Origin of the sequence: Synechocystis sp. PCC 7509, from assembly GCF_000332075.2 — a bacterium.
Taxonomy (GTDB): domain Bacteria; phylum Cyanobacteriota; class Cyanobacteriia; order Cyanobacteriales; family Chroococcidiopsidaceae; genus Aliterella.
Window position 1 is genome coordinate 3,937,421 of sequence record NZ_ALVU02000001.1, and the last position, 12,585, is coordinate 3,950,005.

General features: G+C 41.5%; 13 protein-coding genes. 3 read left to right on the forward strand and 10 right to left on the reverse strand.

Translation table 11 applies throughout. The annotated features are described in order from the left end of the window. Positions 1-35: 35 nt before the first annotated feature. The 9 genes from SYN7509_RS0219660 to SYN7509_RS0219700 all read right to left on the reverse strand — a co-directional run bounded on the left by SYN7509_RS0219660 (position 36) and on the right by SYN7509_RS0219700 (position 9,629). Entirely contained in the window at positions 36-3,002 is a 2,967-nt protein-coding gene (locus SYN7509_RS0219660; RefSeq protein ID WP_009632500.1) for a type I restriction endonuclease subunit R, read from the reverse strand. A 156-nt stretch (positions 3,003-3,158) separates the two neighbouring features. After that, the gene (locus SYN7509_RS0219665) at positions 3,159-3,365 is read right to left on the reverse strand and encodes a hypothetical protein (protein ID WP_028954451.1); all 207 of its coding nucleotides are present in this window, start codon (positions 3,363-3,365) and stop codon (positions 3,159-3,161) included. A 5-nt stretch (positions 3,366-3,370) separates the two neighbouring features. Further along, positions 3,371-3,748 (reverse strand): GIY-YIG nuclease family protein, encoded by a 378-nt coding sequence (locus SYN7509_RS0219670; RefSeq protein WP_028954452.1) that lies wholly within the window; start codon positions 3,746-3,748, stop codon positions 3,371-3,373. Positions 3,749-3,914: 166 nt separating this feature from the next. Next, complete coding sequence (locus SYN7509_RS0219675) at positions 3,915-4,319, reverse strand: type II toxin-antitoxin system VapC family toxin (protein ID WP_009629844.1); 405 nt, start codon at positions 4,317-4,319, stop codon at positions 3,915-3,917. Beyond that, a complete protein-coding gene (locus tag SYN7509_RS26480) occupies positions 4,316-4,660 on the reverse strand; it encodes a hypothetical protein (protein ID WP_009629845.1) in 345 nt (114 codons plus the stop codon). The genes SYN7509_RS0219675 and SYN7509_RS26480 overlap by 4 nt, the downstream gene beginning before the upstream one ends. Before the next feature lie 11 nt (positions 4,661-4,671). Then, entirely contained in the window at positions 4,672-4,806 is a 135-nt protein-coding gene (locus SYN7509_RS31420; RefSeq protein WP_009629846.1) for a hypothetical protein, read from the reverse strand. A 460-nt stretch (positions 4,807-5,266) separates the two neighbouring features. Next, a complete protein-coding gene (locus SYN7509_RS0219690; protein WP_009630366.1) occupies positions 5,267-5,866 on the reverse strand; it encodes a Uma2 family endonuclease in 600 nt (199 codons plus the stop codon). A 128-nt stretch (positions 5,867-5,994) separates the two neighbouring features. Beyond that, positions 5,995-7,293, reverse strand: a complete 1,299-nt coding sequence (locus SYN7509_RS0219695; protein ID WP_009630364.1) for a restriction endonuclease subunit S — start codon at positions 7,291-7,293, stop codon at positions 5,995-5,997. Further along, positions 7,293-9,629, reverse strand: coding sequence for a type I restriction-modification system subunit M (locus SYN7509_RS0219700; protein ID WP_009630363.1), 2,337 nt, complete (start codon positions 9,627-9,629; stop codon positions 7,293-7,295). Before SYN7509_RS0219700 ends, SYN7509_RS0219695 begins: the two co-directional genes overlap by 1 nt. 227 nt (positions 9,630-9,856) lie before the next feature. On the opposite strand from SYN7509_RS0219700, the gene SYN7509_RS0219705 reads away from it, so the two are divergent. Both SYN7509_RS0219705 and SYN7509_RS0219710 read left to right on the forward strand, forming a co-directional pair. Continuing rightward, on the forward strand, positions 9,857-11,221 hold the full coding sequence (locus SYN7509_RS0219705; RefSeq protein ID WP_009630362.1) for a GTP-binding protein: 1,365 nt from the start codon (positions 9,857-9,859) through the stop codon (positions 11,219-11,221). Positions 11,222-11,448: 227 nt separating this feature from the next. Next, on the forward strand, positions 11,449-11,895 hold the full coding sequence (locus tag SYN7509_RS0219710) for an ATP-binding protein (protein WP_009630361.1): 447 nt from the start codon (positions 11,449-11,451) through the stop codon (positions 11,893-11,895). On the opposite strand, the gene SYN7509_RS0219715 is transcribed toward SYN7509_RS0219710, so the two are convergent. Next, on the reverse strand, positions 11,884-12,186 hold the full coding sequence (locus tag SYN7509_RS0219715; protein WP_009630360.1) for a DUF6439 family protein: 303 nt from the start codon (positions 12,184-12,186) through the stop codon (positions 11,884-11,886). The genes SYN7509_RS0219710 and SYN7509_RS0219715 overlap by 12 nt on opposite strands. Positions 12,187-12,221: 35 nt before the next feature. On the opposite strand from SYN7509_RS0219715, the gene SYN7509_RS0219720 reads away from it, so the two are divergent. Further along, positions 12,222-12,584: a sll0565 family protein gene (locus SYN7509_RS0219720; RefSeq protein WP_009630359.1), complete on the forward strand. Its 363-nt coding sequence runs from the start codon at positions 12,222-12,224 to the stop codon at positions 12,582-12,584. The last annotated feature ends 1 nt before the right edge of the window (position 12,585 follow it).

A 12,585-nucleotide genomic window follows, 5' to 3' on the forward strand; every position in this document is an offset into this window, starting at 1 on the left:
TGCGTGAGGATACAATCTTATTTTAAATTGACGCGCTACCCGCGCAATTTATCTAGTTGTTCTGGAGTGCTGCGAATTAGTAATTGCATGATACTTGCGTCAAAAGTTCGCTTAAAATCGGGGTCGGAAGCGTAACGTTTATAAAGGTCAAGTTCTCGCTTTCGTTCTTGGCTAACTGCTTGTTGGATTAACTTTTCTAGTGCAATACGGCGGTTTTGTTCGTCTTGATTGTCAACTACTTGGGTTTGGTAATTGGGATTGTTAATGACGTGTTGGGCAATATTGATAAATTTTACTCTTTGCTCCTGGGGTGTCGCATCCCAACCAGAAAAAAAGCGATTGTTAAAAGCATCAATAATTTCACTTAGGGGATCGCTTTGAGGTGCATCGCCGCGATAGCCGCGCAAGTTGGAGTTTTGGGGGTCGATTTCTGATTGTTCTGAGTCAAGAGCGATCGCATAATTGAGATGTACTCTTTCTAAACCATAGGTAGATAAATCTATACTTTCGAGCAATTCGTCAATTTCATCTACGGCGGAATCTCTAACAACTAGCTTGGGAATGAGGAATTTTAAAAACCAATACAGTTTTTCCCACCCCAGATTGTTGTAAGGAATTATGCAAGCCATTTGCCCGTAGATTTTTACAAATTGTTTTGCCTTAATTTTAAAGTCAATTTTTACTTCACTTTCTAACTCTAATTCTTGATTAAATCTAGCCGCCGCTACGTCTATTAAAGGGCTAAGATCCTCTGCGGGAGCTTTATTAAAAAATAGTTGGTTAAACTCCTCAATTTCTTGCCATTCATAAACACCCACTATTGCCAAGGCTTCTTGTAAATCGTGTAAAACGTTGACATCGGTAGGTTCGCTTAAAGATGTAGAGGTGTAAAAGTCATCAAAGGCGTGTCTAATATCATCAACAGTATTGAAAAAGTCAAGCACAAAAGTATCAACTTTGCCCATTTTGTTGTTGCAACGATTGAGACGCGATAGACATTGCACCGCGAGAACAGATTGCAGCTTTTTATCTACATACATAGTATGCAAAAGCGGCTCGTCAAACCCGGTGAGAAACTTATTAGCAACGATTAAAATTTTGTAGTTATCTTCTTTTAGCTTTTGGGGGATATCTTTACTAGGAAAGCCGTTGAGGGTGTCTTCAGTATATTCGATGCCATCTACAGTTTTTTTGCCAGAGAAAGCAACGATCGCATTAAAAGGAGAATTTTCGCGTTTTAAGGTTTTACGAATAGCAAAATAGTAGTTTATCGCCGCTTCAATGTTGCGGGTGACGACCATTACTTTAGCTTGTCCTTTGAGCTTTTTGGGCTTGTAGACTTGCTCTAAAAAGTGATTTACCATGATATCGGCTTTGGCGGCGATCGTCTCTTTATGCCCTTCTACATAGGCTCTCAGCTTCTTTTGAGCTTTAGAGGTATCAAATAAAGGATTGTTTTCAACAGATTTTTGAATTTCGTAGTAGCTGTGGTAGGTTGTATAGTTTGCCAGCACGTCAAGAATAAAACCTTCTTCGATCGCTTGTTTCATTGAGTAAAGATGAAATGGCACAAATTTTCCATCTTCGTTTTGCTGTCCAAATTTCTCAAGGGTGGCGTTTTTGGGAGTGGCGGTAAAGGCAAAATAAGAGGCGTTTTTACCTAGTTTGCGTCCTTCCATTGCTTGAAGAATCTTGTCTTGGATATCTTCGGGTTCTTCTTCATTGCTACCCAACGCTGCGTTCATTGTGTCCGCCGCTTGACCGCTTTGGGAGGAGTGCGCCTCGTCGATAATTATGGCAAATTTGCTGTTTCCCAAATCTTCTACACCGTTGACAATAAAGGGGAATTTTTGAATAGTTGTAATAATAATCCGCTTTCCGGTTTCTAGCGCGGTTTTGAGTTCTTGAGCGTTTTCTGCATGGGTAATAATATTTTTAATTTCTGAAAAGCCTTGGATGTTGTCGCGGATTTGTTTATCTAGGTTGGTGCGGTCTGTAACTACAACTACTGAATCAAATAGCGGGTAATCGCTGCCTGGGGTGTAGAGTTCTATTAGTTGGTAAGCTGTCCAAGTAATAGAATTAGATTTGCCAGATCCTGCGGAGTGTTGAATTAAATAAGTGTGTCCTACGCCATTATTTCGCGCATGAGTTAGCAGTTGACGGACTATATCAAGTTGGTGATAGCGGGGAAAGTAGATAGATTTTTGCTGAAGCGGGGTTTTGCTATCTTGGGGAGCTAAAATTGCAAACTGTTCGATGATATTTGTAAGGCTGTGGCGGCTTAAAGTATTTTCCCAAAAATAGGCGGTTTTGTGTCCGTTGGAGTTGGGGGGATTGCCTTTACCAAAGTTAAAGCCTTTGTTGAAGGGTAAAAAATAAGTATTGTGTTTATCTAACTTGGTAGTCATCCACACTTCATCTGTATCTACAGCAAAGTGGACGACGCACCGCGCAAATTGCAGCAGGGTTTCGGCGGGGTCGCGGGTAGTTTTGTATTGTTCTTTGGCGTGGTAGACCGTTTGACCCGACCAGGGGTTTTTTAATTCTATAGTGGCGATCGCAATTCCATTGATAAATACCACCATATCAATAGAAAGCAGTGGATCGCGTTGTGAGTAGCGCACCTGGCGAGTGACAGAAAATATATTGCGCTCAAAGTTCTCTAAAACCTTGGGGTTTGCCTCGTTGTAGGGGAGGCTATAAAGTAATGTTAGATGCGCGTCATCAATGAGTAGTCCGTTTTTTAACACTGCAAGAATGCCGCCAGTTTTAATTTTACGGTCTAGGCGCTCTAAAATAATTCTTTGCCAGTTGGGACGATCTTTGAGTTTTTCTAGTTCTTGTGGTTGGGTTGTTTCTAAAAATCGCCAAAACTTGGCGCTATCAATAGCAAATTCGCGCTCAAAGTCAGCCGGGTTGCCTTTTTCGTAGCGGGAACGATCTATTAGAGAAGTTTCAATGCAATTTTCTAGCGCCTTCTCGTTGGTTTGGCTAACCATGTTATTTCCTGCAAATAGGATATTTTAAAATAGAGTAAATCTTTAAGTCAGGCGTAAGGGCGCAACCCATTGCGCCCTTACAAAGGTATATCGCTATGACATCTATTTGTTTATGTCATTCCATAGTTCAGAAATGGGGTAAGTTTGCGACTTTTTTTACAATCCGCGTCCTGGTTTGCAATCTGCAAAACCTAGTGCTTCTGTGTCGAGGAAGCTGGCGATCGCCATCTCAATAACAGATTCAATTGGATATTCAATTTCGTTAGCATGAGCAACTAGAGCCACTCGGATTCGCTCAGGTAAACGCTCTAAAATGACTTCGGCATCAGCAGGGGAAAGTTGCTCTTGAAGTTTGGTTTGCATAACTTCTACCTTTCGGTCGGAATTTGGACGTTGTAAGGGGGTTCAGTGGCTCTTAAGATGATGGCTTCTAGCTCCAATAGTAACGCAGGGTTTCCCCAATAGGAAATGACTTGTACTACAAGGCGCACATCTTCATCGCTATATTTATCAAGCCACGCCCATAAAAAAGCTTTGTGTCCACCGCTAAAGCGTCCTCGTAAACTCTTGGTTTTACCGATGTAGAGCAATCCCTCAGTTCTGTGCCTAATTGCATAGATGCCAGGACGAACAGGAATGTTGTTAAACTGACGGTTCAAAGGTTGGCATTGCTCAAAGGGAGTGAAGGCAATTGCGTCTAAGATTCTCCGAGCTTGGGTTTGCACTTCAGAGTCGTTTGTTGACATGGGAGCAAGAAAGCTAATGATTCATTAGCGGGAATTGTCTATTAGAGAAGTTTCAATGCAATTTTCTAGCGCCTTCTCGTTGGTTTGGCTAACCATGTTATTTCCTGCAAATAGGATATTTTTAAAATGCTTTGATATCTAGCTATTCATTTCATCCTAGTTTGGCTCACCAGATGGTCTGAATAACTGATAGCGCTCTGATTTTGCAATCTTTCGTAACCAAAGGTAAACCAAGGCAAAGTGCTGTAGCGGCAATAATGCGATCGCCCATTTCAGGAACAGTTAGGCGAGGAATGTTAGCTAAAGACTCAGCTACTAACAGATCCATTGGTGCAACAACTAAACCAACATTAGGATCGCTTAGAGCCTGTAAAAGTTGTTCTAGGGCTATTTCAGGAATCTTACTTTTTTCAACTAGGTAGGTTATTTCTACAATTGAAATTGCTGATATATAAATTGCATAACCATTATTAATTGCGCCATCGAGAGCTAATGTGGCATCCGGTGATAACTTTTCGGAGTTTTGCAAATACCAAATAATTGTATGAGTATCAGCAACTACCGCGCTCATGATTCGATATTCTCTGAGAAATCCCACATTTCCTGTCTAGCTTCTGTAATTTCTTCCTCAGTAATATCAATAGGTAAGTCTGCCCAAAGTCCTTTTAAGCTATTACGCGGATGAAGGTTTGTTTCTTGAAGTTCTTGAAGATTTCTTTTAAACACTCCTTTTATAATATTAAGAGGATGAAGGCTTATTTCTTGGGGTTTTTGGGGTTTTTGGAGATTTCTTTTAAACTGCAAAAAATCAACAAACTGAATTACAGCTTCCTGTTCTTCTGGAAGCAAGGTTTCTAACTTTTGAAACAGTTGCTCTTTGACCGTCATAATTGCTTCTCCATTACTTTGCATTTAAAAATGTGCTACCCATACATCACATTTGGATATTCAATTTCGTTAGCATGAGCAACTAGCGCCACTCGGATTCTCTCAGGTAAACGCTCTAAAATGACTTCGGCATCAGCAGGGGAAAGTTGCTCTTGAAGTTTGGTTCGCATAACTTCTACCTTTCGGTCGGAATTTGGACGTTGTAAGGGGGTTCAGTGGCTCTTAAGATGATGGCTTCTAGCTCCAATAGTAACGCAGGGTTTCCCCAATAGGAAATGACTTGTATTACAAGGCGCACATCTTCATCTGAGAGGATGTTTTAAAAGGTATGGTTGGTCAAAAGCGATCGCGCGGTTGATCCCCCCTAGCCCCCCTTAAAAAAGGGGGAAAATATAGAGTAGCCACTTTTTTTAAACAAAAGTGCAACTATTCGACATTAATTACAAGAGTTTTAAAACTCTTTTGTCGATGACAAATTATTTAGATTCTCTTAACTCTCTCTTTCTAACCGGAAGTAAGAGATATTTTCCCCCCTTATTAAGGGGGGTTAGGGGGGATCTCCTGCGATCGCCTGATGGTAGCGTTTTATTGTCCATTTATACGCGGTAATCATAGGATATTAACTATTATTTAATTAGGCTTCAGGGCGTTGCGAAAGGTGGTGGCGGCTTCTAATCGAGACGTTTGGGCAATTAATACGCAACGGGTAAGCAAATCTATATCGAGGGTTGCAAGTTGTGAAATCTCGCTGCGGGAAATCTGTTCGTAGCTATTATCTCGCAAATAATAAAGGCTAAATAGCCCATCTTGCCATAACCATACTTCAGGGACATTAAGCGCCTGATATCGCTGGAGTTTTTTGGAATTACCGCTATGAAAAACTACTTCGATTACTAAATCGGGGGTTGGCTTTGATTCTCCAAAACAGTAAGATTCATCCGCCTCGGCTGAGACTTCCCCTTCTCGCTCTTGCGTCATTGAACCTGTAGGATCAAATTCGATTGCCATCTCTATACAGAATAATTCGAGCAGCATCCCAATGATGGTTTTAAAAAATTCGTGTTCGCGTCCCGGCATAATAATTTCGATTTCGCCGTTGTAGTAGGATAGTCTGACCCCTGGAGACTCGGCAAAACCTGCTTGAATCAGCTTAAAATGTTGCCAGGTAATACCCCCATAAACGAGGCGCTGATCGGTGGAGGGTTGGTTAATAAGGGGAGTTTGTACCATTGCCATAGCTCAGAATTGCGCTGCATTATACCTTTGATTTTAAGACTTTTTTATCGGTAGACATCCCCGCGATCGCCAGCTTTTTTAAAAGTAACTACCTACGAAAACTCAAGCGATCGCAAAGATCCCTAAACTTTAATTTTTCCAGTTACAGCTTGAGAGATTAAAATAGTTTTTTGTTCTTGCAGTAGTTTAATAAAGCGCTGTTCATGGGCGATCGCTTGGTCAATTTCGGAAGTTTTGCGATCAATAAATTTAACAATTCTGTTTTGTTCGTTGAGGAGAGGGATCGCAATAGAAAAATTGCTGAGTTCCAAAGAAGTAATAGCGGGAAAACTTACGCCTTTTGAGTGCCTTACAACTTCATCTACAAATAGCTCTGATTGTAGTAAGTAGCTGAAAAATTTATTATCAAAAAAATTGTTAGGACTCAATACAGAGAATCCAGTTGAGAACACGCAATCAGCATATTCTTCTTTTATATAGGAGATTGCTTTTAGGTATGTACGAACAGTTGAAACTATTGTATCTCCTTGTTTTGCCAATCTTCTAGCTCTTGACGGAGCATCTTTAAAAAAGTGATGTTCCACTTTTTCAATTTCACCTTGGGATACAGACCCAATATCTATGTAACGAATTTGGAGTTGTGGATCGGTATCTTCTCGGAGAGTACGTGCATTGTTTCTACAGCAAAACTTAAGTTTTTTAACATCCCAGTGGCTAGGGATTTCACCAAGCCACCCAACACCCCGATCGCACATAGGAACATTTGGGTCTAAACCTTTGGTGACAGCTTGATTAATCAGAATAGCTTTTTGTTCTTGTAGGAGTTCGATGAGGCGCTGTTTTTGGTCGATCGCTTGGTCAATTTCGGCGGCTTTGCGATCAAGAAATTCAACAATCCTGTTTTGTTCGTTGAGGAGGGGGATCGCAATAGAAAAATTACTGAGTTCTAAAGCAGTAATAGCAGGGAAACTTACGCCTTTTGAGTACCTTACAACTTCATCTATAAATGGCTCTGATTGTAGTAGGTAACTAAAAAACTTATTATCAAAAAAATTGTTAGGACTCAGCACAGAGAATCCAGTTGAGAACACGCAATCAGCATATTCTTTTTTTATATAGGAGATTGCTTTTAGGTATGTACGAACAGTCGAAACTATTGTATCTCCTTGTTTTGCCAATCTTCTAGCTCTTGACGGAGCATCTTTAAAAAAGTGATGTTCTACTTTTTCAATTTTCCCTTGAGATACAGCCCCAATATCTATGTAACGAATCTGAAGTTGTGGATCAGTATCTTCCCGAAGGGTGCTTGCATTGTTTGCACAGCAGAACTTAAGTTTTTTTATATCCCAATGGCTAGGGATTTCTCCCAACCACTCAACCCCACTATCTTTGTAACTTTCATACTTGGGAAAAGTCACCATTACTCAACCTCCCCAAAACTCACCAACTTCTTTAATAATCCTTTTGTCTCTTGTTCCAACGTCAAAATCTCCGCCGTCACTTCCTTAAGACTTCGCAACGACTTATGTTGATAGAAATATTTATTAAAGCTAATCTCATAGCCAATCTGGGTTTTATCTAACGCCATCCACGCATCATCTACATGGGGGCGCACCTCGCGGACAAAGTAATCATAAATATTATCTTTCAACGGCACATTTTCAGTGTCTCTTAGTTCGCTGTCTGACTCGTACTCAATCCACTGTCCCGGCTTTTTCCCTACCCAGTAACCAAAATCTTGCAAACAATCCTCGCTGGTGTCAAATTCCAGCAACAAATCGCTCAACGCCTCATCCTTTAACTTGTGAACCTTCTTAACTACCTTTTCCGCCTTTTCATCGCGCCAACTTACCGCACTTACTAGCTGATTTTTCTCACTAGCAGAAAGCTTAATAGCCAGCTTTTTAATAGCCGCCTCTAGTTTTACCAAAAACTCATTAAAATCCAGCCACAGCCCTTGTCCTACCTCGCTCATCAGCTTTTCGCCCACCGCCAATAGCTCGCGTCCAGTTTCCCAAGTTTTGATTTGTAGTAGCGCCTCCCGTTTTTTCTTATCAAGGTCAATGCCTTCTTGCTCCAAATAAACCTCAATAGCGGCTCTATGCTCTGCCAACTCGCTGTAAATAGCCTCTCCCCATTGCTCGTACACCCACTCCATTACCTCCCGCAAAGACGAATTAAACCGCAGCGCCGCCAACCTTTCGGGGGTAAACTGCGCCGCCAACCGCAACGGACGCTCTACAGTAACTTTGTAATAACCAAAATCGCTATTATCAAACACTTTAGAAACACCTTGGTTAGGCATCTCCAAATAAAGGTGAGTAATTTTATCAATATGTTCAGCCGAAAACTCGCAATTTTTCGCCCCCAAATTCTTCCGCAACTTCTGATAAAGCTCCGAAGCATCAATTAGTTGCACCTTTCCCCGGCGATGAGCGGCTTTATTATTCGACAATATCCAAATATAAGTAGTAATTCCCGTGTTATAAAACAAATTATTCGGCAACTGAATAATTGCTTCCAAATAATCATTTTCAATAATGTAACGGCGAATATTACTTTCTCCGCTCCCCGCATCCCCCGTAAACAGCGACGAACCATTATGCACCGATGCAATTCTCGACCCCAAAGCGCTATCTTTTAGCGGCTTCATCTTGCTAACCATATCCATCAAAAATAGCAATTGCCCATCCGACGATCGCGGCGTTGCTGCAACGGTTTCCTCAACACCCTTGAAGTTTTTTAGCACCACCTGAAAGCGCGGATCGAGAACATCCTTACCATCAAAAATAAACTTCTGCTCCGATTTGTAAGACTTGCCGTAAGGCGGGTTTGACAGCATAAAATCAAACTTCGTCTCCGCAAACTCATCGGTAGAAAGCGTTGAACCGAACTTAATCTTCTCTGGATCGTTGCCTTTAATCATCATGTCAGACTTACAAATCGCGTAAGTTTCGCCGTTTATCTCCTTCCCATGAAGATAAACCGCCGCATCAAAACGCACCCCGCCTTCGGGGTTTTTAATAAAGTCTTCAGACTCCGTAAGCATTCCCCCAGAACCGCAAGCCCCGTCATAGATTAAAATCACCGCAGGCAACTTATCTTTTACAGGGATAAATAATACGTGCGTCATTAACTTAATAACCTCACGGGGGGTAAAATGTTCTCCCGCTTCCTCGTTATTTTCTTCATTAAACTTGCGAATCAATTCTTCAAACACATAACCCATACCCAAATTGCTCAAACCCGGCAATCTGCGCCCCTCTGGATCTAGCCCGTCATGAGGACTGAGATTGATATAAGGGGAAGTAAATTTTTCCAGCACATCTAACAACACATCAGCTTGCACCATGCGCTTTATTTGGCTTCGCAGGTCAAATTTGCTAATAATTTCCTTAACGTTGTCGCTAAACCCATCTAAATAGGCGCTGAAATTGGCATCAAGAATCTGACGGTTATTTGTGGCGGTTTTAACCAGTTTTTTCAAAGTCCAATCTGAGATATTGTAAAACACATAGCCCGATGCCTGTTGTAGTGCGATCGCATCCAATGTTGTAAACCCAGCTTCCTCGCGCTGAAATCGTACTTCCTCTGTAACGGCTTCTTTCGTCACCTCCAGCAAGCAATCTAGCCGCCGCAACACAAACATCGGCAAAATTACATCTCGATACTTACCCCGCACATAAACATCGCGCAGACAGTCATCAGCAATTGACCAAATAAAGGAAACGATTTTATTTTGTAGTGATTGATCCATTAGGTAGTTACTAAAATAATTTTATTGATAGATGGCGATCGCCTAACACATAGATTATTCCCAAATGTAGGGGCGCAATGCATTGCGCCCCTACAATATTCGCAATTGCGCCCAAAAATCTTTGTAATTGAGGCAAGAAAACCTTTATAGTTACGGGTGATCGCATCTCAAAGCGACAGAGTTTTATAATAAAAGCTTAAGGACTTATAAGCTAAACAATTCAGCCTGTGAGCATTCGTCAAACTTCCTCTGTACCTACTACTGCGGACTCTCACATCAACCGCGCTCGTGCTAGTATCCGCCAAGCGCAATCTTGGTACTCTAATAATTTACGCAAAGCCAATTCACAATTTTCTAACGCAGACTTACTAAAAAAGCTAAAACCAGAACTAACAGTTTTAAACTCCTCTCTCAATAAACTAGACTCGAATGTAATTGCGATCGCCGCTTTTGGTTTAGTTAGTCGCGGTAAATCTGCCGTTTTAAACGCTTTACTCGGACAAAAAATCTTGCAAACTGGCCCTCTTAACGGTGTAACCCAATGGTGTCGCTCGGTGCAGTGGGTAGCCAACGATAAAATCCAAGTAGAGCTAATTGATACGCCAGGATTAGACGAAATTGACGGCGAAGCACGTAGCCAAATGGCAGAAGATGTAGCTCGTCAAGCCGACTTAATTTTGTTTATAGTGGCTGGCGATATAACCCAAACTGAGTATCAAGCCCTGTGCAACTTGCGTCAGTACCAGAAACCCCTAATATTGGTATTTAATAAAATCGATCTTTATCCCGATACTGATAAACAGGCAATTTACAATAATTTGCGAGAATTAGGAGCAACAAGCGGCGAAATGCTCCCCGATGAAATAGTTATGGTATCCGCCGAACCAGCCCCCATAGAAGTGCGTATAGAGTGGGCTAATGGCGAAATTGGCAACGAATGGGAAACACCTTCGCCGCAAATAGATGAATTAAAACAAAAAATTCTCAACATTCTCAATCGAGAAGGTAAAAGTCTTTTGGCGCTAAATGCTTTGGTACAAGTGCAAAAAGCCCAAGCAAACATTGCTTCTAAAACCGTAACCGAGCGCCAACAACAAGCAGAAGACTTAATCTGGAAATATACCAAATATAAGGCAATTGCGATCGCTCTCAATCCCATTGCTGTCATAGACTTATTGGCAGGATTTGTGACTGATTTAGCCTTAATTCGGGCTTTAGCACGGTTGTATAACTTGCCTATGACTGGTTACGAAGCCGCCAAGCTATTAAGAATAATCATATTTAGTTCCGGTGGCTTGCTCGTGGGTGAATTAGGTAGTAGTTTGTTTTGGGGATTGGGTAAAAGTACAGCCGCTATTTCTAGTGGGGAAAATCCCTTAAATCTTTCGACTTATGCAGGTGCGGCGGCGATTCAAGCCGGAATCGCCGCTTATGGTTGCTATGCTGTAGGACGAGCGGCGCAGACATACTTAGAACGCGGTGGTACTTGGGGACAATTTGGCGCTAGTACCGTAATTGGGGAAATTCTAGCTAGTACCGAGCCAAATACAATTATTTACCGCCTGCGGCAAGAATTATTGTCTTTGAAGTAAATAAATAAATGTAAGGCATTGGAGCAGATATTAACAAACTGCTTGGGGAATACAAGCAAAAATGATAGGATGAAATTGTAATGATAATTATTTAGACAATATTCCCATCGCCTTTAAAAACTCTCTCCCGATTCTACAAGGCGCATAAAACATGACTATATAGCTCGCGTGAAAGACCAAAAAACAAGCAAATTAATGTCTAACCAACAGCTACGGGGTTTTTGTACGTGATTACTATTTCACCACGTCCAGTCGGACGCAATTGCAGCACGATTAGCTTTGCCTCAACTCTATACCTTTGCCCAATTTTAGATTTACTTTTGGCAGAAGTGCCGGAAAAATGGCACGCCGAACTAAGATTAGGATTGCAAGAAGCTTTAGTCAACGCCGCCAAACATGGCAATAAGCTTGATCCCGGCAAAGTTGTAATTGTCCGCTTTTTCTTAGCTAACGAATTCTATTGGTGGGAAATTGTCGATCAAGGTCGTGGATTTAAACCCGATTGTAAATGCGATCGCGATCGCACCGACTATTTACCCCCAGAAACTTCAGAAAATGGTCGCGGAACGTTCTTATTAAAAACAATTTTTGACCAAGTACATTGGAATGAAGAAGGGACAGAGTTGAGATTGTGCAAGCAAATGTCCCGTTTGCGCTTTCCTTTATTTAACTAAGTCTGTTGAACCATGACTAGGACAGGGAGGCGCAGAAATAGAGCGATCTAACCATGCTGTAGCTTGTTGTAGTCTTAATAAAGCTTCTTCTGGTTGATCTTTGAGCAAAAATACCAAAGCCGCCGCCGCTTGTTCTCTAGAACGGGCTTTACGATTAGACTTTAACTTGTGCCATTCGTTGGGAGAAATAGTTAGCCTTTCACTCAAAGCTTGGGCTAATTGCAGAGTGCTGAAGTCATTAAGGTTAGAAGTTTTGATACAATCGGTACTTTCAAGCATAAAATCGGGCATAAAGTTTATTTAGTCCTACTGTATCAAGGGATCGTATGCAGCCGCCGCCCGAATCATCAACCGATGTCACAAACGCAGATATTGAGGGCAATATTGCCGAAGTAGAGCAAGCATTAGTTGCTCTAAAACAGCGTTATGCTCAGATAGAAAGCGATCGCCAACGTAAGGTAGAGCTTAAGAACCGAATAGAAGAAATTAGACCGCAATTAGCCAATAATAAGCTACCAGCCTTGAGTGCGGAACTCAAAGAAATTAAAACTCAGTTGGAAACAATCGAGGTGAATTTAGAAAGCCAGCTATTTTCTGTAGATGTGTTTAAAGAACCATTTTGGCAAGCAGTGCGCTTCGGTGGACTAGGGATTGTTGTAGGCTGGATATTAAAGTCTTGTACTAGCTAGA